Source organism: Roseicyclus marinus, from assembly GCF_030163795.1.
Lineage (GTDB): Bacteria > Pseudomonadota > Alphaproteobacteria > Rhodobacterales > Rhodobacteraceae > Roseicyclus > Roseicyclus marinus.
On the sequence record NZ_JASJOF010000002.1, the window covers coordinates 377,768 to 404,728 of the forward strand.

The 26,961-nt window shown below is 65.2% G+C and carries 26 protein-coding genes; 11 read left to right on the forward strand and 15 right to left on the reverse strand.

The features are described from left to right. Nucleotides 1-22 precede the first annotated feature (22 nt). The 4 genes from QQK63_RS04630 to argE are packed head-to-tail and all read right to left on the reverse strand — an operon-like array spanning nt 23 to nt 4,718. Nucleotides 23-1,186: a M20 aminoacylase family protein gene (locus tag QQK63_RS04630; RefSeq protein ID WP_277827073.1), complete on the reverse strand. Its 1,164-nt coding sequence runs from the start codon at nt 1,184-1,186 to the stop codon at nt 23-25. 20 nt (nt 1,187-1,206) lie between these two features. After that, a complete protein-coding gene (locus QQK63_RS04635) occupies nt 1,207-2,370 on the reverse strand; it encodes a M20 aminoacylase family protein (RefSeq protein ID WP_277827071.1) in 1,164 nt (387 codons plus the stop codon). Nucleotides 2,371-2,380: 10 nt separating this feature from the next. Continuing rightward, entirely contained in the window at nt 2,381-3,553 is a 1,173-nt protein-coding gene (locus QQK63_RS04640) for a M20 aminoacylase family protein (RefSeq protein WP_277827069.1), read from the reverse strand. Between the two features lie 4 nt (nt 3,554-3,557). Then, entirely contained in the window at nt 3,558-4,718 is a 1,161-nt protein-coding gene (gene argE / locus QQK63_RS04645) for an acetylornithine deacetylase (RefSeq protein ID WP_277827067.1), read from the reverse strand. Between the two features lie 225 nt (nt 4,719-4,943). On the opposite strand from argE, the gene QQK63_RS04650 reads away from it, so the two are divergent. From QQK63_RS04650 to QQK63_RS04685, 8 genes are all read left to right on the forward strand, one after another. Beyond that, nucleotides 4,944-5,951 carry an ABC transporter ATP-binding protein gene (locus QQK63_RS04650; protein WP_277827065.1) on the forward strand — a complete coding sequence of 336 codons (1,008 nt, stop codon included), beginning with the start codon at nt 4,944-4,946 and terminating at the stop codon, nt 5,949-5,951. Then, nucleotides 5,944-6,981, forward strand: a complete 1,038-nt coding sequence (locus QQK63_RS04655; RefSeq protein WP_277827063.1) for an ABC transporter ATP-binding protein — start codon at nt 5,944-5,946, stop codon at nt 6,979-6,981. The genes QQK63_RS04650 and QQK63_RS04655 overlap by 8 nt, the downstream gene beginning before the upstream one ends. A gap of 28 nt (nt 6,982-7,009) precedes the next feature. Then, complete coding sequence (locus QQK63_RS04660) at nt 7,010-8,710, forward strand: peptide ABC transporter substrate-binding protein (RefSeq protein ID WP_277827060.1); 1,701 nt, start codon at nt 7,010-7,012, stop codon at nt 8,708-8,710. 95 nt (nt 8,711-8,805) lie between these two features. Beyond that, nucleotides 8,806-9,813, forward strand: coding sequence for an ABC transporter permease (locus QQK63_RS04665; RefSeq protein ID WP_277827058.1), 1,008 nt, complete (start codon nt 8,806-8,808; stop codon nt 9,811-9,813). After that, nucleotides 9,806-10,738, forward strand: a complete 933-nt coding sequence (locus tag QQK63_RS04670) for an ABC transporter permease (protein WP_277827056.1) — start codon at nt 9,806-9,808, stop codon at nt 10,736-10,738. Before QQK63_RS04665 ends, QQK63_RS04670 begins: the two co-directional genes overlap by 8 nt. Nucleotides 10,739-10,837: 99 nt before the next feature. Continuing rightward, nucleotides 10,838-11,164 (forward strand): DMT family transporter, encoded by a 327-nt coding sequence (locus QQK63_RS04675; RefSeq protein WP_277827054.1) that lies wholly within the window; start codon nt 10,838-10,840, stop codon nt 11,162-11,164. Between the two features lie 79 nt (nt 11,165-11,243). Continuing rightward, on the forward strand, nt 11,244-11,708 hold the full coding sequence (locus QQK63_RS04680) for a (2Fe-2S)-binding protein (protein ID WP_277827052.1): 465 nt from the start codon (nt 11,244-11,246) through the stop codon (nt 11,706-11,708). 3 nt (nt 11,709-11,711) lie between these two features. Continuing rightward, nucleotides 11,712-13,961, forward strand: a complete 2,250-nt coding sequence (locus tag QQK63_RS04685) for a xanthine dehydrogenase family protein molybdopterin-binding subunit (RefSeq protein ID WP_277827049.1) — start codon at nt 11,712-11,714, stop codon at nt 13,959-13,961. Between the two features lie 56 nt (nt 13,962-14,017). Here the strand turns inward: QQK63_RS04685 and xseA are convergent, their stop codons facing one another. Next, nucleotides 14,018-15,586, reverse strand: a complete 1,569-nt coding sequence (gene xseA / locus QQK63_RS04690; RefSeq protein ID WP_277827047.1) for an exodeoxyribonuclease VII large subunit — start codon at nt 15,584-15,586, stop codon at nt 14,018-14,020. Between the two features lie 3 nt (nt 15,587-15,589). Continuing rightward, nucleotides 15,590-15,892: a hypothetical protein gene (locus QQK63_RS04695; protein WP_277827045.1), complete on the reverse strand. Its 303-nt coding sequence runs from the start codon at nt 15,890-15,892 to the stop codon at nt 15,590-15,592. Here QQK63_RS04695 and purD point away from each other — a divergent pair. Further along, nucleotides 15,885-17,147: a phosphoribosylamine--glycine ligase gene (purD, locus tag QQK63_RS04700; protein ID WP_277827043.1), complete on the forward strand. Its 1,263-nt coding sequence runs from the start codon at nt 15,885-15,887 to the stop codon at nt 17,145-17,147. The genes QQK63_RS04695 and purD overlap by 8 nt on opposite strands. A gap of 58 nt (nt 17,148-17,205) precedes the next feature. Here purD and QQK63_RS04705 read toward each other — a convergent pair whose 3' ends face one another. The 7 genes from QQK63_RS04705 to QQK63_RS04735 all read right to left on the reverse strand — a co-directional run bounded on the left by QQK63_RS04705 (nt 17,206) and on the right by QQK63_RS04735 (nt 23,618). Next, complete coding sequence (locus QQK63_RS04705; protein WP_277827041.1) at nt 17,206-17,892, reverse strand: D-lyxose/D-mannose family sugar isomerase; 687 nt, start codon at nt 17,890-17,892, stop codon at nt 17,206-17,208. Between the two features lie 114 nt (nt 17,893-18,006). After that, nucleotides 18,007-18,276, reverse strand: a complete 270-nt coding sequence (locus tag QQK63_RS04710; protein WP_277827039.1) for a YMGG-like glycine zipper-containing protein — start codon at nt 18,274-18,276, stop codon at nt 18,007-18,009. A gap of 121 nt (nt 18,277-18,397) precedes the next feature. Continuing rightward, nucleotides 18,398-18,910 carry a CarD family transcriptional regulator gene (locus QQK63_RS04715; protein ID WP_277827037.1) on the reverse strand — a complete coding sequence of 171 codons (513 nt, stop codon included), beginning with the start codon at nt 18,908-18,910 and terminating at the stop codon, nt 18,398-18,400. Nucleotides 18,911-19,189: 279 nt separating this feature from the next. Continuing rightward, nucleotides 19,190-19,525 carry a ferredoxin FdxA gene (gene fdxA / locus QQK63_RS04720; RefSeq protein ID WP_277827035.1) on the reverse strand — a complete coding sequence of 112 codons (336 nt, stop codon included), beginning with the start codon at nt 19,523-19,525 and terminating at the stop codon, nt 19,190-19,192. Between the two features lie 142 nt (nt 19,526-19,667). Then, nucleotides 19,668-20,042 (reverse strand): RNA-binding S4 domain-containing protein, encoded by a 375-nt coding sequence (locus QQK63_RS04725; RefSeq protein ID WP_277827810.1) that lies wholly within the window; start codon nt 20,040-20,042, stop codon nt 19,668-19,670. Beyond that, entirely contained in the window at nt 20,039-23,023 is a 2,985-nt protein-coding gene (locus QQK63_RS04730; protein ID WP_377134777.1) for a helicase-related protein, read from the reverse strand. Before QQK63_RS04730 ends, QQK63_RS04725 begins: the two co-directional genes overlap by 4 nt. Before the next feature lie 46 nt (nt 23,024-23,069). Next, nucleotides 23,070-23,618, reverse strand: coding sequence for a tetratricopeptide repeat protein (locus tag QQK63_RS04735; RefSeq protein WP_431312817.1), 549 nt, complete (start codon nt 23,616-23,618; stop codon nt 23,070-23,072). Nucleotides 23,619-23,706: 88 nt separating this feature from the next. Between QQK63_RS04735 and QQK63_RS04740 the strand changes: the two genes are divergently transcribed. Both QQK63_RS04740 and QQK63_RS04745 read left to right on the forward strand, forming a co-directional pair. After that, complete coding sequence (locus tag QQK63_RS04740) at nt 23,707-23,997, forward strand: SCP2 sterol-binding domain-containing protein (RefSeq protein ID WP_277827027.1); 291 nt, start codon at nt 23,707-23,709, stop codon at nt 23,995-23,997. Next, nucleotides 23,997-24,947: an alpha/beta fold hydrolase gene (locus QQK63_RS04745; protein ID WP_277827025.1), complete on the forward strand. Its 951-nt coding sequence runs from the start codon at nt 23,997-23,999 to the stop codon at nt 24,945-24,947. Before QQK63_RS04740 ends, QQK63_RS04745 begins: the two co-directional genes overlap by 1 nt. Here QQK63_RS04745 and QQK63_RS04750 read toward each other — a convergent pair. Then, nucleotides 24,944-25,627 carry an ABC transporter ATP-binding protein gene (locus QQK63_RS04750; RefSeq protein WP_277827023.1) on the reverse strand — a complete coding sequence of 228 codons (684 nt, stop codon included), beginning with the start codon at nt 25,625-25,627 and terminating at the stop codon, nt 24,944-24,946. The two genes, QQK63_RS04745 and QQK63_RS04750, sit on opposite strands and share 4 nt — an antisense overlap. Further along, nucleotides 25,620-26,909, reverse strand: a complete 1,290-nt coding sequence (locus QQK63_RS04755; RefSeq protein WP_277827021.1) for a lipoprotein-releasing ABC transporter permease subunit — start codon at nt 26,907-26,909, stop codon at nt 25,620-25,622. Before QQK63_RS04755 ends, QQK63_RS04750 begins: the two co-directional genes overlap by 8 nt. Nucleotides 26,910-26,961 lie beyond the last annotated feature (52 nt).

Sequence of the window (26,961 nt, forward strand, 5' to 3'; positions counted from 1 at the left end):
GCCGCGCGAAAGACCGCTCGCCTCAGGCGGCGGGCAGGCGGCGCTCCACGATCTCGGCCCACCAGCTGCAACCAGCAGGGATCGCCTCGTCGTTGAAATTGTATTTGGGGTGATGGACATTGGCCGTGTCGCCGTTGCCCACAAGGATATAGGCCCCCGGCCGCGCGTTGGACATGAAGGCGAAATCCTCGCCCCCCATGACCAGCGGCGCCTCGGCGCAATCGCCCGCGACGGCGCGCGCCACATCGGCGGCAAACTCCGTCTGGGCATCGGCATTGATCATCACCGGATAGCCGCGCCGGTAATCGACCCGCGCCGCCCCGCCGAATGTCGCCGCCGTCCCCTCGGCGATCGCCTTCAGCCGCTCTTCGGCCATGTCCTGAATGCCGGGGTCCAGCGTGCGCACCGTCCCCTTCAGATGCACGGTCTCGGGGATGACATTATACGCCTTCGACCCCGTCTCGAAGCTCGTGACCGACACGACCACCTGTTTCACCGGATCGGCATTGCGGCTGGCAATCGTCTGCAAGGCCAGCACGATATGCGACGCGATCACCGTCGTATCGAGCGTATCATGGGGTTTCGCCGCATGGCCGCCGCGCCCGGTAACGTAGATGTCGAACTGGTCGGCCGCCGCAAAGAACGGGCCCGAGCGGATCGCGAATTGCCCGGTCGGCACACCCGGCCAATTATGCATCCCGTAGACCTCTTCGATGTTCCAGCGCTCCATCATGCCGTCATCGACCATCTCGCGGCCCCCGCCGCCGCCCTCCTCGGCGGGCTGAAAGATCACCGCGACCGTGCCGTCGAAATTCCGCGTCTCGGCCAGATATTTCGCCGCGCCCAGAAGCATCGCTGTATGACCGTCATGCCCGCAGGCATGCATCGCGCCGGGTGTCTTGGAGGCGTAGTCCAGCCCCGTCTCCTCGTGGATCGGCAGCGCGTCCATGTCGGCACGCAACCCGATGGTGCGCCCCGACTTGTCCGATTTGCCCTTGATGATCCCGACGACGCCCGTGCGCCCCAGCCCCGTCACCACCTCGTCACAGCCGAACTCGCGCAGCTTCTCGGCCACCATCGCGCTGGTGCGATGCGTCTCGAACAGGATTTCCGGGTTCTCGTGCAGATCGCGCCGCCACGCGGTGATCTCGGGCAGGAGTTCTGCAAAACGGTTCTTGACGGGCATCTTTCTCTCCTTCTCGGGGGTCAGGCGGTCGGCAATCGTCGCTCGACCAGTTCGGCGAAGAAACTGCATCCAAAGGGGATGGCCTCGTCGTCGAACACGTATTTCGGATGATGGCACATGGCGCTGTCGCCATTGCCCATGAAGACATAGGCGCCGGGCACCTTCTCCAGCATATAGCTGAAATCCTCCGACGGCATGATCGGATCGGCATCGTCGATCACGCCCCGTCCCACCGCGCGGGCAGCGTCGCTGGCGCGAACGGCACCCTCGGCATCGTTCACCGTCACCGGATAGCCGGGGTGCCAGATCACCTCCGCGCTTGCGCCAAAGGCCGCGGCCGTATGCACCGCCACTTCGCGCACCCGCGCCTCGGCGATAATGCGGTATTCGGGGTCGAGCGTGCGCACCGTCCCCTCCATCCGCGCCACGTCGGGGATGATGTTCGACGCCCCGCTGTCCGTGCCAAAGGTGCCCACCGTCAGAACCACGCGCTTGAGCGGGTCCACGTTGCGCGACACGATGGAATGCAGCGCGATCAGGATATGGGCCGCGACCAGCGTGGTGTCGATGGCGCGATGCGGTTCCGCCGCATGGCCGCCCTTGCCCTTCACGATGATCTCGAATTCGTCCGAACTTGCCTGCAAAGGCCCGGGTCTTGTCGCGAAAATCCCCACGGGGATGCCCGGCGCATTGTGGATGCCGTAGATCTCATCGACCGGGAAACGCTCGAACAGCCCGTCCTCGATCATCGCCTTGGCCCCCGCGCCCCCTTCCTCGGCAGGCTGGAAGATCACTACGACCGTGCCGTCGAAATTCCGCGTCTCGGCAAGGTATTTCGCCGCCCCCAAAAGCATCGCCGTATGCCCGTCATGCCCGCAAGCATGCATCTTGCCCGGCACTTTCGAGGCATAGGGCAATCCCGTCGCCTCTTCGATCGGCAGCGCATCCATGTCGGCACGCAAACCGATCGCGCGGCCCGACGCGCCCTTCCCCCGGATCACGCCCACGACACCCGTGCGCCCCACGCCCGTTACCACCTCGTCGACGCCGAACTCCCGCAGGCGCTCCGCGACAAAGGCGGCCGTCTCATGCACCTCGTAGAGGAGTTCCGGGTTCTCGTGCAGGTGATGCCGCCAGCCCGCGATCTCGGGCAGCATCTCGGCGAAACGGTTCTTGATCGGCATCGATGTTCCCTCAGGCCACCGGCATGCGGCGTTCGATCAACTCGGCGAAAAACGAACAGCCATAGGGGATCGCATCGTCGTTGAAATCATATTCCGGGTGATGGACCTTTTTCGTATCCCCGTTCCCGATATGGACAAAGGCGCCGGGGCGGGCCTGCAACATGTAGCTGAAATCCTCCGCCCCCATGCGCGGCGGGCGGCCCCAGCGAACCATCCCCTGCCCCGCCACCGCCTCGCAGACCTCGGCCGCCAGACGTGCGTTGTCCTCGTGGTTCACCGTCACCGGATAGCCGCGTTCATAGGTCACTTCGGCGCTGCAGCCATAGGCCTCCGCCGTGGCCGTCACGATGGCCTTGATCCGCGCCTCGGCCAGATCGCGCACGCCCTCATCCAGCGTCCGCACCGTTCCGGCAAGCATCACGCTGTCATCCACCACGTTGGTCGCGGCCGATTCCGTCTGCATCACGCAGATCGACACCACAACCGATTTCAGCGGATCGACCGACCGGCTCGCCACCGTCTGAAGCGCCATGACCGTGGCGCAGGCCGCAGGCACCGGGTCGATCACGTTATGGGGCTGGGCCGCGTGACCGCCGCGCCCCCGCACAACCACGCGCAATTCATCCGCCGCCGCCATGATCGGCCCCGGCGCCACACCGAATTCGCCCACGGGCAGGCCCGGCTCGTTGTGCATCCCGTACACTTCGCGGACGCCCCAACGCTCCATCACCCCGTCCTCGATCATGGCAAGCGCGCCTGCGCCCCCTTCTTCGGCCGGTTGAAAGAGCAAGACCACCGTCCCGTCGAAATTCCGCGTCTCGGCCAGATACTTGGCCGCGCCCAAGAGCATCGCCGTATGCCCGTCATGCCCGCAGGCATGCATCTTTCCCACCGTTTTCGAGGCATGGGGCAGCCCGGTTTTCTCCGACATCGGCAGCGCATCCATGTCGGCGCGCAGCCCGATACAGGCCCCCTTGGTATCGCTGCGCCCCCGGATCACCCCGACCACGCCCGACCGACCGATACCGGGCACCACCTCGTCGCAGCCGAACTCCCGCAGCTTGTCGGCCACCAGCGCGGATGTGCGCGGCAGATCGTAGAGGATCTCGGGGTTCTCGTGCAGGTCGCGCCGCCACGCGGTGATCTCGTCATGCAGATCGGCCAGACGGTTCTTCACGGGCATGTCGTCATCCTTCGTTCAACACGCCAAGCAGCTTTTCCATGAAGGCATGGCCCTTGGTCAGTTGCTCGACATAAATGTATTCATTGGGTTGATGGGCCTGCGCGATATTGCCGGGCCCACAAACGATGGCGGAATAGCCCGCATCCTGAAACTGCCCGGCCTCGGTCCCGTAGCTCACCACGCCCGTGCCGTTCTCGCCGGTCAGGCGACGGATCAACGTTTCTGCCGCGCCATCCTCCTCGGCGCGCAGGCCCGGAATGTCCCAACGTGGCACGACGGTGATGCCCGCCTCCGGCCGCACCGCCTTCATCCCCGCCTCGATCCGCGCGATCTCCGCAAGGATCCGCTCGGCCCAGTGCGCGTTGGGCTCTGCCGGAACCGTCCGCGCCGACAGCACGAATGTGCAATCCTTGGCCGTGATGTTATGCGCCGTGCCGCCTTGGATCATGCCCACATGCAGCGTCGTGTAGGGCGGGTCGTAATCGTTCGCCGGATCGGCCTTTTCCGCGTTCTCCTCGTTCACCCGGTTCGCCCAATCGATCAGCCGGGCGGCCTCCATCACCGCCGACACGCCTTTATAGGCGATCGAGGAATGCACCTCGAACCCGTGGAAATGCAGATCGAACCCCACGCCCCCCTTGTGGCCGTTCACGATGCCCCATTCGGTCGGCTCCCCGATGATGGCCAGCGCCGCCTTGGGCATGTGCGCCTGCATCGCTTCGATCATCGGCGGCGCGCCGGTGCAGCCGATCTCCTCGTCACGGCTCAGGCACAGTTGTAGCGGCCGCTTCACGCCGCGCCTGTGTGCCTCGACCGTGGCCCAGATCGCCAGCGCGTCGAATCCTTTCATGTCGCAGGTGCCGCGCCCGAACAGCTTGCCGTCCTTTTCAACCACGCTGAACGGGTCGGTGTTCCAGGCCTGTCCATCGACCGGCACGACATCGGTATGCCCCGACAAGATCACGCCGCCCGCGACCTTCGGGCCGACATGGGCATAAAGGCTTGCCTTGGTGCCGGTCGGGTCAAGATCGCGGTGGCAGGCGATGCCGTGACCGGCAAGATACTCCTCCACCCAATCGACCAGCGGCAAATTGCTGTCGCGGCTGACAGTGGGAAAGGACACGAGCCTGTCGAGCAGGGCCCGGGGACTCAGGACATCGGTCATGGAACGCTCCGGGGAAAGTTGTGGCCCGACCCTGTGCCAGCCGTGCCGGGCCGTCAAGCCCGCGCCGGAATTCCTGCACAACCATTAGGCACCTGCCGAAAGCGGATGCAACTTCCGGCGATTGCGTCTTGCGGGGGGACATTTTCATGTTAGCGTCATCATCGATTGCAGCCACCCAAGCATCGACAAGAGGTGGCGCACCAACAGGTAGGGGAGCATCTGACGATGCCCGACGGGGCCACGCCCTTTGTCCTTGACGTCAAGGACCTCAAGACCGTTTTCCGCACAAGGCGGGGCGAGGTTCATGCCGTCAATGACGTGAGCTTCACGCTGAAATCCGGTGAACTCCTTGGCGTCGTGGGCGAATCCGGCTCCGGCAAATCGGTGACCATGATGTCGCTGATCCGCCTGCTGCCCATGCCCCCCGCCGAGATCCGGGGCGGCAGCGTCATGTTCGAAGGGCAGGACCTCGCCCGCGTGTCCGAGGATACGATGCGCGCCATTCGCGGCGCCCGGATCGGCATGGTCTTCCAAGACCCGATGACCAGCCTCAACCCGGTCTTCACCGTCGGCTACCAGATCATCGAGCCGCTGCGCACCCACATGGGCCTGAACAAGGCGCAAGCCGCCAACCGCGCGGTCGAACTGCTCGAACTGGTGGGCATCCCCGATGCCCGCCGCCGCCTCGACGATTACCCCCACCAGTTTTCCGGCGGGATGCGCCAGCGCGTGATGATCGCCATCGCGCTTGCCTGCGACCCCAAGGTGCTGATCGCCGATGAACCCACCACCGCGCTCGACGTGACGATCCAGGCCCAGATCCTCGAACTGATCAAGGATCTGCGCCAGAAACTCGGCATGGCCATCGTCTGGATCACCCATGACCTCGGCGTGATCGCGGGCATCGCCGACCGCGTCATGGTCATGTACGGCGGGCAGGTCGTGGAACAGGCCCCGGTGCGCGAATTGTTCGCCAACCCGCAGCACCCCTACACGCGGATGCTGCTGGAAACCGTCCCCAATATCCGGGGCGACCGGCAGGAAAAGCTCCGCGTGATCCAGGGCCAGCCGCCGATCCTGTCCAAGGCCCCCGAAAGCTGCCCCTTCCGTGACCGCTGCCCGCAGGCCTTCGACCGCTGCGCGTCGGAAAACCCCGTTCGCTTCGATGTCGGCCCGGCCCATGACGCGGCCTGTTTTTGGGATTTCAAGACGGGGGCACCGCGCCATGCGTGACACGGGAACCCCGAAAAAGCTGGTCGAGGTCAAGAACCTCAAGATGCATTTCCCGATCCGCTCGGGCCTCCTGCGCCGCGTCACCGGCGCGGTGAAAGCCGTCGATGACGTCAGCTTCGACATTTTCGAGGGCGAGACGCTGGGCCTCGTGGGCGAATCCGGTTGCGGCAAATCCACCTGCGGCCGCGCCGTCCTGCGCCTTTACGAACCCACCAGCGGCTCGATCATCATCGACGGCGAGGAAATCGCCCACGCCCCCTTCGACAAGCTGCGCCGCCTGCGCCCCAAGATGCAGATGGTGTTCCAGGACCCCCAAGCCTCGCTCAACCCCCGCATGACGGTCGCGGGCATCATCGGCGAACCGCTGATGGAACATGGCAAGATGTCGGCCAAGGACCGGCTCGACCGCATCTACGAACTGATGGATGCCGTTGGCCTCAACCGCGATTTCGCCAACCGCTACCCGCATGAATTTTCCGGCGGTCAGCGCCAGCGCATCGGCATCGCCCGCGCGCTTGCGCTCAACCCCAAATTCATCGTCTGCGACGAACCCATCGCCGCGCTCGACGTGTCGATCCAGGCTCAGGTCGTCAATCTTCTGGAAGAACTCCAGGACCGCCTCGGCCTCACCTATCTCTTCATCTCCCACGACCTCTCGATGGTGCGCCACATCGCCGACCGCGTGGTGGTGATGTATCTGGGCAAGGTGGCCGAGATCGGGCCGCGCGACGGTCTCTACGACGATCCGCTCCACCCCTATACCAAGGCGCTCCTGTCGGCCGTGCCCGAACCCGATCCGGTGGCCCATGACAGCGCCAACCGCACCATCTTGCAAGGCGACGTGCCCAGCCCCGCGAACCCGCCCAAGGGCTGCAATTTCTCGACCCGCTGCCCCGTGGCGATGGACATCTGCCGCCGCCTCGACCCCGAGGTGGCCGAGGTCAAGCCGGGCCGCTTCGTCGCCTGCCACCTCTATAACGAGACAACAAGCCAGACCGCGGGCAACGCGGCACAAACCGTTGGGGCATGAGCATCCAACAAGGAGAGAGAGACAGAAAATGACACGTACTTCCCTGCTGCTCGGCGCGACCGCGCTCGTGCTTGCCCCCGCGGCAGCACTGGCCGAACGCGGCTCGTCGGGCCATCTCAACATCATCTACTGGCAAGCGCCCTCGACGCTGAACCCGTATCTCTCGGGCGGCACCAAGGAGATCGAATCCTCCTCGCTGATCCTCGAATCGCTCGCGCGCTTCAATCAGGACGGCACCATCGTGCCATGGCTCGCCGAAAGCGTGCCGACGGTTGAAAACGGCGGCGTGTCCGAGGATCTGACCTCGATCACCTGGACCATCGCCGAAGGCATCACCTGGTCGGATGGCTCCGCGCTCACGCCCGCCGATTTCATCTTCACCTGGGAATACTGCACCCATCCCGAAGGCGGATGCGCGCAATCCTCCTATTTCGACGGCGTGACGGCGATCGAGGCGGTCGATGACCGGACCCTGCGCATCTCCTTCGCAGACGCTACCCCCTTCCCGTACACCGCCTTCGTCGGTTCGGAATCCCCCGTGATCCAGGCCGCGCAATTCGCCGAATGCCTCGGCGCCCGCGCGCCCGAATGCACCGATGCGAATTTCGGCCCGATCGGCACCGGCCCCTTCGTGGTCGATGAATTCCGTCCCAACGACGTGATCGAACTGTCGGCGAACCCGAACTTCCGCTTCCCCGACCGTCCGTATTTCGGCACCGTCACCTTCAAGGGCGGCGGCGATGCGACGGCAGCGGCGCGCTCGGTCTGCGAAACCGGCGAATTCGACTACGCCTGGAACCTGCAGATGGACCCCAGCATTCTCGCCGGCATGGAGGCACAGGGCCGCTGCGTGGTCGAAGTCGCCTTCGGCACCTCGGTCGAACGGATCCACCTCAACCAGACCAACCCCGACCCGGCACTGGGCGATACCCGCTCCACCGCCGAAGGCGGCGCGCATCCCTTCCTGACCGATCCGGTCATCGGCCAGGCGATGTCCATGGCCATCGACCGCGCGCTGATCGTGGAAATCGGCTACGGTGCCGGTGGTCAGCCCACCTGCAACGTGCTGCCCGCACCCGCGCTCTATGCCTCGACGGCCAATGACGGATGCCTCGTGCAGGACATCGCAGGCGCCAATGCGCTTCTCGATGCAGCCGGCCACATGGACACCGATGGCGACGGCATCCGGGAATACAACGGCATCCCGATGCGCGTGCTCTACCAGACCTCGACCAACGCCGTCCGTCAGGACACGCAGGCGCTGATCAAGCAGTGGTGGGCGGAAATCGGCATCGACACCGAACTGCGCAACATCGACGCCTCGGTCTTCTTCGGCGGCGATCCGGCTTCTCCGGACACGTTCCAGAAGTTCTATGCCGACGTGGAGATGTACACCAACAACTTCGCCGGTGTGGACCCGCAGGCCTACATGGCTGACTGGGCTTGCGACAGCTGGCCCCGTCCGCAGACCCAGTGGCAGGGCACCAACATCCAGCGCTTCTGCGATCCGGCCTATGACGCCCTGATCGCCGAAATGGCCACCACCGCCGACCTCGAGGAACGCGGCCGCCTTGCGCGCGAGATGAACGACATGCTTGTCCGCTACTCGATCATCCCGCTCGTCCACCGTGGCGGCGTGTCGGCCCGTGCCGCCACCCTCGAAGGCCACCTGATGTCCGACTGGGACAGCGAGCTGTGGAACATCATGGACTGGCGTCGCGCCGAGTGATCGCCTGATCTGACACCGGCCCGCGCCGCCCTTCGTGGCGCGGGCCATTTCATGACAAACCCTGACCCGAAACCCATGACCCGAGGCGTTGGCCCATGCTGACCTACACGATCCGACGGCTGATCCTTGCGATCCCGACGCTTCTGTTCATCAGTTTCATCATCTTTCTGATCGTCAAACTGTCGCCCTCCGATCCGACGGCGGGCCTGCCCCTGACCATCCCGCCCGAAGTGCGCGAACAGATCCGCGAAAGCCTCGGCGTGAACGACCCGGTCATGGTCCAGTATGTCAAATGGCTCAAGCTCATGGTCTGGGACGAGCCGCTCCACCTGATCGAGAATGCCACCGGCTGGCAGATCGCACCCGACGGGCCGCGCATCATCTCGTATCAGACCCGCAGCCCGGTGATGGAACTGATCGTGCAGCGCATGCCCCAGACGCTCTGGGTCGTGGGCACCTCCTATATCGTCGGCATCCTGATCGCCCTGCCGCTGGGCATCATCTCGGCCTACCGCCAATACTCGGTCTTCGATCAGGTCGGCACCTTCATCTCGATGGTCGGCTTCTCGGTCCCCACCTTCTTCACCGGCGTCCTCTTCATCGTGATCTTCGCGGTGAACCTCGGCTGGTTCCCGTCGGTCTATGACACCACGCATGTCGTCACCGATTGGGACAGTTTCGTGGTGCAACTCAAACAGATCATCATGCCCGTGATGGTGCTGGGCCTGTTCAACGCCAGCCAGATCAGCCGCTACCTGCGCGCCTCCATGCTCGACAACCTCAATCAGGATTACGTCCGCACCGCGCGCGCCAAGGGCCTCAATGAAAAGGTCGTGGTGCTGGTCCATGTCCTCAAGAATTCGATGATCCCGGTCGTCACCGTCATCGCGCTGAACGTGCCTGCTGTCTTCGGCGGCGCGATCATCACCGAACAGGTGTTCAAGGTGAACGGCATCGGCCAGCTTCTGATCATCGCGATCCAGGGCGGCGACGTGCCCGTGGTGCAGACCGTCTCCTTCATCTTCGCCGTGCTGATCGTTTTGTTCAGCCTCATCGCCGATTTGCTCTATGGCGTGCTCGACCCGAGGATCCGCTATGACTGACACCACAGGCCCCAAGCCGAAGGCGATGGAATTCGAAGCCTACCGCGCTCCCCGCAACCAGTGGTGGGATGTCTGGGACCAGTTCAAGACGCACAAGGGCGCGCTCTTCGGCCTTGGCTTTTTCATCTTCGCGCTTCTCTTTGTCTTCATCGGTCCGCAGATCTGGAGGATTGATCCGCAATTCATCGACATCCGCGCCCGCAATTCGGGGCCCAGCCTCGCCCACCCCATGGGCGCCGACCAGCTTGGCCGCGACACGATGGCCCGCATGATGGCGGGCGGCCAGACCTCCATCGCCGTCGGTCTGACCGCCATGGCGCTGGCGCTCTTCCTCGGCTCGCTGATCGGTGTGCTTGCGGGTTATTTCAAGAAGCTCGACGGCCTCCTGATGCGGACGACCGACCTGTTTCTCGCCATGCCGCTTCTGCCGCTCCTGCTCGTCACCATCATGCTCTTCCGCGACCCCCTGCGCGCCAGCTTCGGCCCCGAGGGCGGGATCTTCATCCTGATCGTGGTGATGATCGGCGTGACCTCGTGGATGCAGACGGCCCGCGTCGTCCGCGCCGAGGTTCTGGCACTCAAGGAACGCGAATTCGTCCTCGCCGCCCGCTCCATCGGCACGCCCAGCCACCGGATGATCACCCGCCACCTCCTGCCCAATGTCATGTCGCCGATCATGGTCTCCGCGACGCTCGGCATCGCCAACGCGATCATCACCGAATCTGCGCTCTCCTTCCTCGGCCTTGGCTTCCCCTCCGACTTCCCGACCTGGGGACGGCTCCTGTTCGATGCGACCGATTGGCTGACCCAGCATCCCGAGCGCGTGATCTGGCCGGGCATGGCGATCTCGCTGACGGTGCTCTCGGTCAATTACATCGGCGACGGTCTGCGCGACGCGCTCGACCCGCGCATCCGGGGGCGGTAAGGAAACGGTAACCTTCGGGGAACCGAAGCGAAAAACGGCAAGGTTTCGTTAAGAAACTGCGCTGTTTTTCCACCCTTTCTTAACGATGAAGGCCCGCTCATGCCCTGGATCTACCTCATCCTCGCCATCGCGGGCGAAGTCGTCGGCACCACCGCGCTCAAGGCCTCCGACGGCTTCACGCGGCTGGGTCCCAGTCTCCTTGTGATCCTCGGCTATGGGTTCGCCTTCTACCTTCTGGCGCAGGTTCTGCGCACCATCCCGCTCGGCATCACCTATGCGATCTGGTCCGGCGTGGGCGTCGCCGCCGTCACGCTCATCGGCTGGGTCGTCTACGGCCAAAGGCTTGATCTGCCAGCCATTCTTGGCATTGGCCTGATCGTCGCGGGCGTTCTTGTCCTCAATATCTGGTCCGGTGCCACCCATTGACGTGGCGTCCGCCGCCCTTGCCCGTTGACGCAAGGATACGCACCTCTACCCTGTGACGCGTAACCCGGGTGGAGGAACCATGGCCATCTCCCTGACCGTGAACGGCACCGTCCACGAAGTGCAACTCCCTGATAACGTTCCGCTTTTGTGGGTGTTGCGTGACGAACTTGGACTGACCGGCACCAAATACGGCTGCGGCGTCGCCGCCTGTGGGGCCTGCACCGTCCAGATCGACGGACAGGCCGTCCGCTCCTGCCAGATCGCGCTCGCCGATGTCTGGGGCCCGGTCACGACGATCGAGGGGCTAGGCACGCCCGACGCGCTGCACTCCTTGCAACAGGCCTGGATCGACCACCAGGTCGCGCAATGCGGCTATTGCCAGTCGGGCCAGATCGTCCAAGCCGCTGATCTTCTTTCCAGAAATCCAAACCCCACCGATGCCGACATCGACGATGCCATGGCCGGAAACCTCTGCCGCTGTGGGACCTATCCCCGCATCCGCGCCGCGATCCACGCGGCCGCCACCACCCTGCGGGAGGGCTGAGGGATGCCGAATTGGGGCAAGATCGCGCGCCGCAGCTTCCTGATCGGATCGGCCGCCGTCGCAGGCGGCGTCGCCTTCGGCGTTTGGCAATACCGCCGCGACCTGCCGAACCCGCTGGACCCCGGCGAGGGCGAGGTGACGCTCAACCCCTGGATCATCATCGACGGACAGGGCGTGACCCTGATCGCCGCCCGCGCCGAGATGGGCCAAGGCGTCTACACGACCCTGCCCGCGCTCGTCGCCGAGGAACTGGACGTGGCCTGGGACCAGATCCGCGTGATCCACGGCCCGGCGGCAAAAGCCTATTATAATGCGGGACTTATGAGCCACGCGCTCCCCTCCACCGATTATGACCGCACCGCCTGGCAAGAGATGATGATCGAGGCGATGTCGATCATCCCCAAGACCATCGGCCTGCAGGTCACGGGCGGTTCTACCTCCACGCTCGACGCCTATGACAAGCTGCGCCAAGCCGGCGCGACCGCGCGCGAGGTGCTCAAACAAGCCGCCGCCACACGCCTCGGGGTCGGGATCGATACGCTCACCACCCGCGATGGCCGCGTGATCGCGCAAGACGGCACCGAATTGTCCTACCAAGACCTTGCCACCGATGCCGCCGCGATCGACCCGCCGCGCCGGGTGGACCTGCGTCCCGCGTCCGAGTGGAAATATCTTGGCCGGTCCATGCCGCGTCTCGACATGGTGGAAAAGGTCACAGGCACGGCGCGCTTCGGGATCGACGTGCGTCTGCCCGGGATGCGTTTCGTCACCGTCCGGATGAACCCGCGCCTTGGCGGGCCGATGCTGTCCTTCGACGCGACCGAGGCGCTGGCGATGCCGGGGGTCGAGCGTGTGATCGATCTTGGAACCGGAATTGCTGTCGTCGCCTCAAACACTTGGCTCGCCATGCAAGCTGCCGAAGCGGTGCGGATCGACTGGGGCGCAGCCCCCTATCCCGCATCCTCCGACGCGCTGATGGACGTGATCCGCGCGGCGCTGGACGATCCGCCCAATTCCACGCTTCGCGATGTGGGCGACGTGGACGCCGCCGCCGACAATCCGTCCGACCGCGTGATCGATGCGGAATACACTGTGCCGTGGCTGGCGCATGCCACGATGGAACCGATGAATGCGACCGCCCATTTCACCGGTGACAGGCTGGACATCTGGACCGGCAGCCAAGCCCCCGGTTTCGCGGAACGCGCCGCAGCAGAGGCCTTGGGCCTCGATCCCGAACAGGTCACCTGCCATGTCACCTATATGGGCGGCGGCTTCGGCCGACGCGGGGAATACGATTTCGCAGTTCTCGCAGCCCGTGTCGCCCAAGCCATGGAAGGCACGCCGGTGCAGGTCACGTGGTCCCGCGAAGAGGACATGCGCCACGATTTCTACCGCCCCGCCGCGATGGCCCGGATGCGCGGCGTGATCCGCAACGGCTTTGCCCATGCGCTTGACGGCCGCGTCGCGGCCCCCTCTGTCACCCGGCAATCCATGGCACGCCTGACCGGCAGCGCCCCGCCCGGCCCCGACAAGGGTCATGTGGAAGGGATCTTCAACCAACCCTATGCCATCCCGAATTACCGCGTCTCGGGGCATCTGGCCGACCTTGCCGTGCCGGTCGGCTTCTGGAGGTCGGTCGGCAATTCCTTCAACGGCTTCTTCATGGAGAGCTTCGTTGATGAAATGGCCCACGCTGCAGGTCGCGACCCGCTGGCCTTCCGCCTCGACCTGGCCGAGCGGGAACATGGCCCAAGCGCGGGGGTTTTGCGCGCGGTGGCGGAAATGTCGGCATGGACTGCGCCGCGCCCACCGGGCACGGCCAAGGGTGTCGCGATGACGCATTCCTTCCACACGCCCGTGGCCGTGGTGGTCGAAGTCGCGGACAGGGGCGGCGACATCGCGCTGACGCGGGCGTGGATCGCTTGCGACGTCGGCACGGCGCTCGACCCCGCGATCATCGAGGCGCAGATGGTGGGCGGCCTTGTCTACGGGTTGTCAGCGGCGATGATGGAGGAGATTTCCTTTGCGGACGGCGAAGTCCAGCAATGGAACTACACCGATTACGATGCGCTCAGGATCAGCCAGATGCCGGAGGTATCGGTGCGTATCCTGGAAACGTCGGGCCATATCGGCGGGGTCGGTGAACCCGCGACCCCACCCGCTGCGCCGGCGCTGGCCAATGCGATCTACGTTCTGAGGGGCGAGCGGATCCGCGACTTGCCGCTGAACCGCCGGGTGCGGTTCGTGATGTGATGTTTGGGGGCTCTGCCCCCAAGCCCCCGGAGTATTTGGCAAGCAAAGACGGAAGATCAAAAGAGGCTGCCTTGTCCGGGTTTGTCGGGCGGGGGTTTCTTGGTGGCTGGTTTGGGCGTCGCGCCGAGAGGCGTGACAGCAAGTTTGCCATCGGCGAATTCGATCTCGAGCGCGGGTTCGGTTTCAGCACCTGATTTGCGGGTGACAAGCGCCTCGCCCGCGCGCACGACCGCGTAGCCGCGCGCGAGCGTCGCGGTGTAGCCCAGCGTCTGGTGAAGACGGTCAAGCGCGGCAAGCCTTTCGCGCCTTTGGGCAAGGCCGGTTTCCGCAACGCGGGCAAAGCGCGCCGACAGATCGTCGAGCCGTGTCCGCGCCTCGGTCAGGCGGCGGGCGTGGCGCGCAGGGTCAAGGCGCCGGTCCAGCGCGGCCAGATCGCGGCGCCCCTGCCGGATCAGACTTTGCAGGGTGGCGGGGCTGAGCCGGGCGGCTGTCTGCCCAAGCGTCAGCCGCTTGCGCGCCACGGCGCGATCCAGCGCCGGGTTCAGCCGCGCGCCCGCCGTATCGAGCCGCCCACGCGCCAATGTCGCGCGGTGGCGCAGCGCCGGCGCAAGACCGGCTGCAGCGAGGTCGAGCCTTTGGCGGGCCGCATCGAGCAGACTGTCGGGCCGGGGCAGCGCGCGCGACAGATCGGCCAAACGCTGCCCCCGACGCGCCAAGGCCTGTGTCATGCCACGGGTCAGGATGCCGTCTTGCTGGCGCAGCCAGTTCAGGAGGTCCATCCGAACAGGCACGGCGCGTTCCGCCGCTGCCGTGGGCGTGGGCGCGCGCCAATCGGCGGCGAAATCGATCAGGGTCGTATCCGTCTCGTGTCCGACGGCAGAAATCAGGGGTATCGCGCTTTCCGCGGCGGCGCGGACCACGATTTCTTCGTTGAAGCCCCAGAGGTCCTCAAGGCTGCCGCCCCCGCGCGCAACGATCAGGAGGTCGGGCCGGGGAACAGGGCCGCCCGTGGGCAGCGCGTTGAAGCCCCGGATCGCACGGGCCACTTCGGGCGCGCAATTCGCGCCCTGAACCGCGACGGGCCAGATCAGCACGGATCGCGGAAAGCGGTCTCGCAGGCGGTGCAGGATATCACGGATCACGGCCCCCGAGGGCGAAGTGACGACGCCGATCACTTCGGGCAGGAACGGCAGCGCCTGCTTGCGCGCCTCGTCGAATAGACCTTCGGCGGCCAGCGTCGCGCGGCGCTTTTCCAGCATCGCCATCAGCGCGCCAGCCCCCGCCGGGCGCAGATCCTCGATCACCAGCTGATATTTCGACTGACCGGGAAAGGTGGTGAGGCGACCTGTGGCGATGACTTCCATGCCCTCTTCGGGGGGATGGGCGAGGCGGGCGGCGGTGCCCTTCCAGATCACGGAGGCAAGGACGCTGCGGTCATCCTTGAGGTCGAGATAGACGTGGCCGGAGCGCGGCAGGGACAACCGCCCGATCTCGCCCCGCACGCGGACATGGGAAAAGCCGCTTTCGATAGCGCGTTTCACGGCACCCGAGATTTCCGAAACGGTGAATTCCGGAGCATTGCCGGGATTCGGGTCCGGTGTGCCCTCCTCGATCAGGTCATCCATGCTTCAGCGATCCCCGTCCTTGCGGCTTTCGCGCCAGAGATCCCATCCAGCGGCCAGCACGATCACCCCGAGCACGAGATAGACGAGAGGGGGCGCATCGACCCGGCCCATCGCGCCGAGGACCCCGATGAGGGCCGCACAGACAAGCACGATGCCGAGAAGCGCGGCAGATATCTTGACCGATCCGGCCTCGGACAGGGCCATACCGCGCGCGCGACCGGAAATCCGTCTTTGCCATGTTGTGCCCGCCCCTGCCCGTTTGTAATGCACCACAAGACTAGCAAGGGGGATTGCAAAGGTGAACATCCTGATACTGGGCGGCGGCGGGCGCGAACATGCGCTGGCATGGGCCGTGTTGCAAAACCCCAAATGCGACCGGCTGATCGTGGCGCCGGGCAATGCCGGCATCGCGATGATCGCCGATTGCGCCGATCTGGACGTGACCGATCCCGAGGCGGTGGTTGCTTTCGCGGTCGAGGAATCCATCGATTTTGTCATCATCGGGCCAGAGGCGCCATTGGCGGCGGGCGTTTCCGATGCCTTGGCAGGGGCAGGCATCCTTGCCTTCGGGCCTTCCGCGGCGGCGGCAAAGCTGGAGGCGTCCAAAGGTTTTACCAAGGAAATCTGCGACGCATGCGCGGCCCCAACCGCGGGCTGGGCGCGCTTTGCCGATGCGGCAGCGGCGCGCGACTACGTCAGCGCACAGGGCGCACCCATCGTGGTCAAGGCCGATGGTCTGGCCGCGGGCAAGGGCGTGGTCGTGGCCGAGACGATCGAGGAAGCCCATGCCGCCATCGACGATATGTTCGGCGGGGCCTTCGGCGCGGCGGGGGCCGAGGTGGTGATCGAGGAATTCATGACGGGCGAGGAAGCGTCTTTCTTTGTCCTGTCGGATGGCGAAACCGTGCTGCCCATCGGCACGGCGCAGGATCACAAGCGCATCGGCGAGGGGGATACCGGCCCCAATACGGGGGGCATGGGAGCCTATTCGCCCGCCCCCGTCCTGACCGATGCCGTGGCCGAGGCGGCGCTGGAGCGGATCGTGAAACCGACCGTCGCGGAAATGGCCAAGCGCGGCACGCCCTTTCAGGGCGTGCTGTATGCCGGGTTGATGATCAAGGAGGGCCAGCCCCGGCTGGTCGAATACAACGTCCGCTTCGGTGACCCGGAATGCCAGGCGCTGATGATGCGTCTGGGGGGACAGGCGCTTGACCTGATGCTGGCCTGCGCGGAGGGACGACTGGCCGAGATGGAGGTCAGCTGGGCCGAGGACCATGCGATGACCGTCGTGATGGCGGCCAAGGGCTATCCGGGCAGCTACGCCAAGGGCAGCGTGATCGACGGGCTCGACGGCATGCCGGAAGATTCGCACCACATGGTGTTTCACGCGGGCACGGCACGGGCCGAGGGCAAGTGGCGCGCCAACGGGGGCCGCGTCCTGAACGTGACCGCACGGGGCGCAAGTTTGCAGGAAGCCCGCGACCGGGCCTATGGCATGGTGGATGCGATCGACTGGCCCGATGGCGTGTTCCGGCGGGATATCGGCTGGCGGGCGTTGTGAGCGGTGACGCAACCAACGGGTAGGGTGCGCCTTCAGGCGGACCGCCAGACCAATCCGGTCACGCCAACCAGCGTCCGTAATCCGAAACCAGAAGATGCGTCGGCGCGACGTCTTCCTCGACCTCGGCGAAGCGGCCGATAGGTTCGCGGAACCAATTGTCGGTCTCGTCATCGTTGACGGTCGACACCTCGCCGATCAGCACATCGCCGCCTTCACCCCAGAACGCGTGCCAATCGCCCGGCATCAAGGTCACGCTTTCACCCGGGGCCAGCATCAGAACCTCGCCCGGCGCATAGTCGCGCGCGATCCCGTCACATATCACCTGCCCTCCGGCCGCTCCGTCGAAGGACCCATCAGGAGCCGATCCGTACAATTCGATCGCCAGCGTGGCACCCCCACGGTTGATGATATCCTCGGCCTTGAGGTAATGACGATGCATCGGCGACAGCTGATCCTGTTTTGAAATCAACAGCTTCTCGGCGTAGCACATGCCGCCGCCCCGCTGCAGATCCGCGAGCCGCCCATTGCGCAGGGTGAACAGGAACAGGCCCATCTCGGCATAACGCCCCTGTCCGTAATCGGTGATGTCCCAGCCCATCCGCCCCTCGATCACGGCGCGGGCGCGGTCGGCATTCGCGCGCATCTCGTCGGGAGACCACGCGGCAAAAGGCGGCAGAACAAAGCCGAAGGAGCGGATGAACGCATCCGCCTCTGCCATTATGTCGTTGATCTGGGATCGTTTCACTGCCTGCCCTCCCGCCGGGTTACGGGCGGCAGTTGCGCCCAAAGCGATGCGGTCTTCAAGGGGCAAGCGGGGGATTGTGCGGGCCGGACATCGAACCGGCCCGCAGCATGCGTATCAGCAGCGCGCGACGTAATAGCCGCCACGACCATCGGCATAGGCGCATTCGCGCGTCGCCTGGTTCTGAGCCACGACGGCACCGGCCGCCGCACCGCCCAGAACGGCAACAGCCGTCCATTCCGGGTTGGCATCAACGAGTTCCGACAGGGCGAAACCGCCTGCCGCACCAAAGGCTGCGCCAAGCGCGGTCTGGCCTTGGGGGGTGGGCTGACAAGCCGCCAAGGCAAGGCCGGCGGCAAACAGGGTGGCGGACAACTGGAGTTTCATGATCTTTCCTCACACTTCGGCCTAAAACAGGCCCCACAGGGTCAAGGTCCCAAAGGGCATTATAACACAAGGGCCGCCGCACCACAGGTGCGACGGCCCAAGGTAAGGAATTCAAGCGGTTTTACGCCGCGCGCGCCGTAAGAACAGCATCCACCTGCTTTTGCGCGCCGGCCTCGTCCATGCCTTTGACGGCGGCCAGTTCACGCGTCAGACGCTCCAGCGCGGCTTCGTAAAGCTGGCGCTCGGAATAGGATTGCTCGCGCTGGTCGTCGCCACGATGCAGGTCGCGCACGACCTCTGCGATGGAGATCAGGTCGCCGGAATTGATCTTCTGTTCATATTCCTGCGCCCGGCGCGACCACATCGCACGTTTCACGCGCGCCTTTCCCTTGAGCGTATCCATCGCCTTGGACACGACATCGGGGGAGGACAAGGAACGCATGCCGACCTCGACCGCCTTGGCGGTGGGGACGCGCAGCGTCATCTTGTCCTTTTCAAAAGAAACCACGAACAGTTCGAGCTTGAGGCCAGCGATCTCCTGCTCCTCGATCGACATGATCTTGCCGACGCCATGGGCGGGGTACACAACATAATCGTTGGGGCTGAACTCTTGCGACTTCCGGGTCTTCGTCATTCGTGGTTCCTTTCCATTTCCCGGGCGTCACGCGACAAAAAACCCTCCGGAAAACCGGGGTTTTCCGTAAGCGTTCATATGTGGCGATGAAGACCGGGCAGGCTGGCAGACCTGCGTGTGCGTTACGGACAGACGTTCTACCGAGTAATATAGCACAAGATTGCGCCCATTTCCAGATTTCGCCACGGCACCCTCCCAGCCCCTGCTTTTACAGGGGATTCGAGGAGGTAAATCGCGCCTTTCAGCCCCTTGGGTGGCGTATAGGCGCGAATCGGGTGGTCAACCGCCCTCGCCCGGGGTTTCCGAGAAAAGGTCCATCTTGCCCGGCTTGCCGTCCATCTCCTCCGCTTCGGGGAGGGGATCCTTGCGGGTGATGATGACAGGCCAGGCCTCGGAATACTTGCGGTTGAACTCGACCCATTTTTCCATGTCCGGCTCGGTGTCGGGCCGGATCGCATCGGCAGGGCATTCCGGTTCGCAGACGCCGCAATCGATGCATTCGTCGGGATGGATGACCAGCATGTTCTCACCCTCGTAGAAACAATCCACGGGGCAGACCTCCACGCAATCGGTGTATTTGCAGGCGATGCAATTTTCCGTCACGACATAGGTCATCTGTCATCCTCGGCTGGTCGGTCGTGCTGTCTGCTACGCCACGCCCCGGGTCATTGCAAGACCGGGCGGGCGGGTCGTTATCCGCTCAGACTGTAAACCTGGGTTTACAGGTTTCAAGGCCTTTCGCAACGCCGATCGAGGTTCAGTTTTCCGGACCCTCACCGTCGCGCAGCGCGTCGAGCGCCCGGCGATCCCGTTTGGTGGGGCGTGGCCCGCTCCGTTCGGCCGGGATCGCATCCGCGCGCTCGGGCGTGAGATCTTCGTAGAGCGTCTGCGCCTCGGCCGCGGGACCGCGTCGGACGCCCAGGCCCGTGATCCGCACAACACGGATCCGCGCACCTTGCGGGAAGGTCAGCACATCACCCGGCCCCACGGCGGTGGCGGGCTTGACCACGCGCGCCGCGTTCACCCGCACTTGGCCATCGGCGACCAGCCGGGTGGCGAGGCTGCGCGTCTTGAAAAACCGCGCCTGCCACAGCCACTTGTCCAGCCGCCCTGTGGGGCGCGCCTCGGTCAGGTCTTGTCCCTCAATCCGGCGAGCGCCTGCGCAAAGGGATTATCGGGGTCGATCCGGTCCTTCTTGCGCTCGGGGCGGGCGGAAAAGACCTTGGGGCCGTCATCCTCCCGCTGGGGTTTGCCGCCCTTGCCACGCTGCGGCTTGCCACCTTTGCCACGGGGTTTGCCGCCTTCGCCGCGGGGTGGGCCGCCCTCTCCACGGGGCTGACCCGCGCCTGCGCGCTGGCCCTGCCCCTGATCTTGGCCCTGGCGTTTGCCGTCGCCCCGGCGCGATCCCTTGTTCCCGCCGCCCTGACGACGCGGGGCCCAAGTGAAGGTGTAGAAAACCTCGGTCTCCGCTGGGGCGGCGGCCTCGTCGCCGGGCGCGTCCTGCGGCACTTCGGCCGGCGCATCGTCGGGGACCTCCTCAGGTGCAGAGGGCGGCGTCTCGACCGGGGTTTCCACGGGCATCTCGGCGGGGGGCGGTTCGGGCATCGGGTCCGGCGTATCCGCTCCTTCAAGGCCGGTGGGCACCGCGGCGCCGAGAACGCTTTCATCCATCGTCTCGGGCGCGTCGGTTGCGGCAGGCTCGGGCGCGGGGGCCGGGGCAGGCTTAACCTTGGGCCTTTCGCCGCGTTCGGCGCGATAGCCGAGGCCACCCATCAGATCGGCGAATTGTTCCAGCGTCAGGCCGCTGATCGACAACATGTCGGGCGTCGCCTCGAAGCCTGCGCGCGTGTCGCGTGCCCGCAGCATGTCGGCCAGACGCTCCAGCATGTCGATCCGGATCGCGCGCGTGCCTGCCGGACGGTAGCCGGACATGGCGTAATAGCCGCGCGGTTGCTGGCTGTCGTGCGGAATAGTCACAAGCCCGGGAGGCGGGCTTTCGGGGAAAACATCAAGCCCCGACCACAGCCCCCAAAGAACCAAACGCAGCCGGGTCGGCGCGGGCTTGAGGAGCAGGGGTTGAAAGATCGTGAACTGGCCAAAGCGCACGCCATGCTTGCGCAACATGCCGCGCGCATCTTGATCCAGCGCCTTGATGTCATCGGCGATCTCGGAGCGGGGGACGATCCCGAACCCTTCGCGCATACGAAACGCCACGCCGCGCGCAAGCCCCGTCACGGCCTCGTCGCGCGACAAAGCCAGAAGCGGTTCGAACTGCGCCGCGATCCGGCGGTCGATGAAATGCTGCAACCGGCGCTGGACCTTGGTAACGACCTCGGGCCCGGCTTCGTCATCGACGAAAGCCTCAGCAGTGGGTTTCAGCGGATCGTCGCCCTTGACCAGCTTGCCGATGGCCTGATCGCCCCACATCAGCCCACCCTGTTCGGTCACGTCGAATTCGGTGTCGGGCGTGTTGTAGAAGCGGTCGGCGCGCAAGTGGAACTCGGGGCGGAGCGCCGCCATCGCGGCCTGGCGCAGGGTCTTTGCCTCGTCGGGGCTGGCGGTCTGGTCCTGGCGGAAACGGAACCCTTCGATCCGGCCCAGAACCTGGCCTTCGACCGTCACTTCACCCTTGTCGTTCACATCAGCCACCAGGCTCTCCTTCTGTTTCAACCGCCGGAGCAGCACGCTCGTCCGCCGGTCGACAAATCTTTGCGTCAGCGCACCATGGAGCGCATCGGACAGACGGTCTTCTACGGCACGCGTCGCCTCGCGCCAATGGGCAAGATCGTCCACCCAGCCGTCACGTTGCGCGACGTAGGTCCAAGTCCGGATGAAGGCGAGCCGCTTGGACAGCGTGTCGATATCGCCCTCGGTCCGGTCGATCCGCTTGACCTGACGGGCCAGCCAATCGTCGGGCACCCGACCCAGATCATGCAGGAAATCGAAGATACGCCCCAAAAGCTCGGCGTGTTCCGTGTGGCTGATGCCACGAAAATCGGGAATGCGGCAGACATCCCACAAAAGCCGAACGTCGCGCGCATCGCGCAATCGACCCTTCACATCGTCGCGCTCGGAAATCGCCTTGAGCGCCATAAGATCGTCGGCCTCACGCGCGCGGGACAGCCAATCATCCTCGATCGGCTGTTCGAGCGAGGCGACAAGCCGCGCGACCGAGCCGAACTCCAGATCGGAGTTACGCCAAAACAATTTGCGGATCGGGGCAAAGCGATGCTCCTGGATCGCAAGCGCCAGATCATCGTCCAACGGCGGTGCCTCGCCCGTCACGCCGAAGGTGCCGTCTTGGGTGTAGCGCCCGGCCCGGCCCGCGATCTGGGCCAGTTCATTGGGCATCAGTTCTCGCATACGCCGCCCGTCGAACTTGCGCAGACCCGAAAAAGCGACATGCCGGATGTCGAGGTTCAGGCCCATCCCGATCGCGTCGGTGGCGACCAGTACATCCACGTCGCCGTTCTGATACAGCTCGACCTGCGCATTTCGCGTGCGCGGGGACAGCGCCCCCATGACCACCGCCGCCCCGCCCTTCTGACGGCGTAAAAGCTCTGCGGTGGCATAGAGATTTTCGACGGAAAAGCCCACGATCGCACTACGTGGGGGCATCCGGCTTATCTTTTTCGAACCCGTATACACAAGCTGTGAAAAACGTTCGCGACTCAGGAATTGCGCACGGGGAACGAGTGCCGCAATCGCCCCGCGCATCGTCCCAGCCCCGAGAAACAGCGTCTCGTGAAACCCCCGCGCGTGGAGCAGCCGGTCGGTGAAGACATGCCCCCGCTCGGGATCGGCGCAAAGCTGGATCTCGTCGATGGCGACGAAATCCGCGCCAAGGCCCACAGGCATCGCCTCGACCGTGCAGACCCAGTACTGGGTACGCTCGGGCACGATGCGCTCTTCGCCGGTGACCAGCGCCACGACCGAGGGACCGCGCAAGGACACGATGCGGTCATAGACCTCGCGCGCCAGCAGGCGCAGCGGCAGGCCGATGATCCCGGTGCGATGCGCCAGCATCCGTTCGATGGCGTAATGCGTCTTGCCGGTGTTGGTCGGGCCCAGCACCGCAGCGATGCGGCCCCTGTCTGTCGTGCTGCCGTCCATCATCTGGCTGACTTTCCTCACGCCCCCGACGGCGGGCTGGGCGGGTTCAGAGGGCCTGCCCCTCAAGCGCGCGTTCGACCCGGCCCACCGCGTCGTTTATTTCGTCGCGGTGCGGATGTATAGCCTGCGCCGCCCGGAAGGCAGCCAGCGCCTCCTCCGGCAGCCCCATTTCCTCGAGCATGAAGCCCAGACCGGTCAGCGCCCCGAAATGACGCGGCTCCAGAGCCAGGACACGCTGGATATCGGCGATCGCGGGGCCGTAGCGATTCGCCTCGAAGAACATCGTGGCCCGCGCGTTCCAGCCCTCGGCGAAATCGGGCGCGTGATCGGTCAGCGCCGTCAGGTGATCGTAGGCCGCCGTCAGGTCGCCCCCTTCAAGCGCCGCACGCCCTCGGTCCAGAAGGTAATCTGCCGAAGCTGACCCGGAGCGCGACCAAAGCAGGATGATCTCTTCCTCGACCACGGGCCAGTTGCGCAGATCTGGCTGGGCCAGCCGATCCAGAAGCTCATCGGCGCGCGGTCTTTCCTGCGCCATGGCCGGCAGCGTGACCGCACATAGAAGTGCCGCAAGGGCAGTGTTGTGGAAGAACCGCATCCTTTTCATGATGCGAAGGTAGCATGTTCGCGCGGGGCTTCCATATCAAACCCGTGCGACCGAAAACGTGACGGAAGGGGAACGGCAAATGAGCGTGATTGACGAAGCGGTAAAGGCATTGGCCGCGAAACTGGGTGACGGGTTCGACGGCTCAGCCAAGTTCGTGATCGAAGGCGAGGGCGCAGTGATCGTGGACGGCGCGGGCGTCCGCGCGGCCGCAGAGACCGACGAAGCGGATGTGACCATGACGGCCAGCTCCGACACGTTCCAAGATATCCTTGACGGCAACCTGAACCCCACGATGGCCTTCATGTCTGGCAAGCTGAAACTGGACGGCGACATGGGCACGGCGATGAAACTCGGATCGGCGCTGTCCTGATGACAACCGGCGCTGCACCTCACGGCCTGTCGCCTGCACCCTTCTTCGACGATGTCGCGGAAGGGCCGCAGGGCGTGTCGGCCTATTGGGTGCACAGCGCCGATGGCACGCGCCTGCGGTTTGCGGTCTGGCCAAGCGGGCCCAAGGGCACCGTCCTGATGATGCCGGGCCGCACAGAATATTGCGAGAAATACGGACGCGTCGCCGCCGATCTGGCGGCGGCGGGCTATGGCATGGTCACCTTCGACTGGCGCGGGCAGGGATTGGCCGACCGGCCCGAACATCGCCGCGACATGGGCCACGTCATGAGCTTCGACGAATACCGGCAGGATGTGGCGGCCTTTCGCGGCGCCATCAGCGCACTACACCTGCCCGGCCCTTTCTTTTTGATCGGTCATTCCATGGGTGGTGCCATCGGGCTCAGGGCGCTCCATGACGGATTGCCGGTCAAGGCCGCGGTCTTCACCGCACCGATGTGGGAAATCCAGATGAAACCCCATCTCAAGGTGCTGCGCGGGCTGGTTCTGAGCCTGTCCGGCCCGCTAGGCTTGGAGCAGAGCTTTGCCCCGACGACCGGGCCCTATCAGCCGATGCCCTTCGACGACAATCCGCTGACCACGGATCGCGCGCAATTCGACTACATGGCCCGCCAGACCGAGGAACATCCCGATCTGGCGCTGGGGGGGCCGTCGATCCAATGGCTGAAATCGGCGCTGGCGGAATGCGCGGCGCTGATGGCAATGCCTGCACCCGCCCTGACCTGCACGGCCCTTGTCGGCACCCGCGAAAAAATCGTCGAACCCGAGGCGATCGAGCGGCGGATGGCGACATGGCCCGGCGGGCGTTTTGCCCTGATCGACGGGGCCGAACACGAGGTTCTGATGGAGGCGCCCGCGATGCGCACGCAAAGCCTGCGCATCATCCTCGACACCTTCGACGGCGCAGCCTAGGCCGGGACCAGCACGCCGCCCGACAGCTTCAGACGCCGATCCATCCGCGCCGCGAGGCCAGGATTATGCGTTGCGATCAGCGCGGCCATGCCCGTATCCCGCACCAAGCCCATGAGCGTGTCGAAAACAGTATCCGCTGTCTCGGGGTCGAGGTTTCCGGTGGGTTCATCGGCCAGCAACAGGCGCGGCTGGTTGGCCAGGGCCCGGCAAAAGGCGACGCGCTGTTGCTCGCCCCCCGACAGCGTGCCGGGGCGATGATCAAGTCGGTGATCCAGCCCCACGCGACCGAGCAGGTCACGCGCCCGCGCCTCGGCCTGATCTTGCGTGATGCCATGGGCCAGTTGCGGCAGGACGATATTCTCGACCGCGCTGAATTCCGGCAGCAGGTGGTGGAATTGGTAAACGAACCCCACCATGCCGCGCCGCGCCTCGGTCCGGGCACGATCACTTGCGCGCGACAGGTCCTGTCCGCCGATCACCACCCGGCCCGCATCGGGCGTATCCAACAGCCCCGCGATATGCAGGAGCGTCGATTTCCCCGCGCCCGACGGCGCAACCAGCGCCACGACTTCGCCCGGCGCGATGTCCACGGCGGCACCGCGCAACACGCGCACCTCGTTCGGACGGCCGAGGTTGTAGCCTTTCTCGATGCCCTCCAGTCGCAGTATGGCCTCACTCATGGCGCAACGCCTCGACCGGGTTCATCCGCGCCGCGCGGCGGGCAGGAAAGATCGTGACAACGAAGGACAGGCCCAGCGACAATGCCATGGCCGAGGCCACATCGCCCCATTCCAGTCGCGCGGGCAGGCTGGAAATCAGCCGTATCGACGGATCCCAAACCCCGCCCCCCGCGACCCAGTTCACGAAATCGAAGATCGGGTCGATCCAGATCGCAAAGGCGCAGCCAAGCGCCACGCCCGCCAGCGTCCCCGCCACCCCGATGGCCGATCCGCACAGGAAGAAGACGCGCAGCACCGAGGCCTCGGACAGGCCCATGGTGCGCAGGATGCCGATGTCGCGCGACTTGTTCTTCACCAGCATGATCAGGCCCGACACGATGTTCAGCGTCGCGATCAGCACAAGGATCGAGAGGATGATGAACATGATGTTGTCCTCCATCTGCAAGGCTTGCAGGAAGGCCCCGGAACTGTCGCGCCATGTCCAGATCGACACGTCGCCCGCCGCTTGCAGGATGGGCAGGATCATCGGGCCGACATCCTCGGGATCGTCGAGATAGACCTCGATCTCGTCGGCCACGCCGTCGCGGTTGAAATAGCTCTGCGCTTCGGCAAAGGGCAGGTAGACGCGCACCCGGTCGATGTCCCAGCGTCCGACCTGGAAGATGTAGACCACCTCGTAGGCCGAGACGCGGGGACTTGTGCCAAAGGGCGTGCGCGCCCCGTCGGGAGAAATCAGGCGAACACGGTCACCGATTTGCAGTCCCAGCTCGCGCGCGACGCCGATGCCGATGGCGACCCCGTCGCCCTGACCAAAGCGCGAGAGATCGCCGAAGGCCTGTTCGGGTTGGGCGACCAGCGGCACGGTGGCAAGGTCCGCAGGGGTGATCCCCGTCACCTCCACGCCGGCATTGCGCCCCTCATGCGCGGCCAGAACCTGCCCCCGGATCACGGCTGCGGCATGGCTGACGCCCGGCACGGCGGCGACGGCGGCGGCGGCTTCGGCGTAATCCTCGAACACCCGGTTCTGGCGACCATCGGCGTCCAACTCGACCTGATCGTAAAGGCTGACATGCGGGTTCGCGCCAAGGATGGTACCGACGAATTCGTAACGAAATCCGGTCCTTACGGCGAGCGTCGCGATCAGCGCGGCAACCGCCAGCATGATGCCCAGAAAGCTGATCACCGTCATCGTGCTGACCCCGCCCTCGGCCCTGCGCGCGCGCAGGTAGCGCCAAGCGATCATGCGTTCGAAACGGGAAAAGGGCGGCGGGGACTGGGGCAAGAACAGGTCCTTTCGATTGCCGCGCACCCTGCCCGGTTTCGCCGCCCTGTCA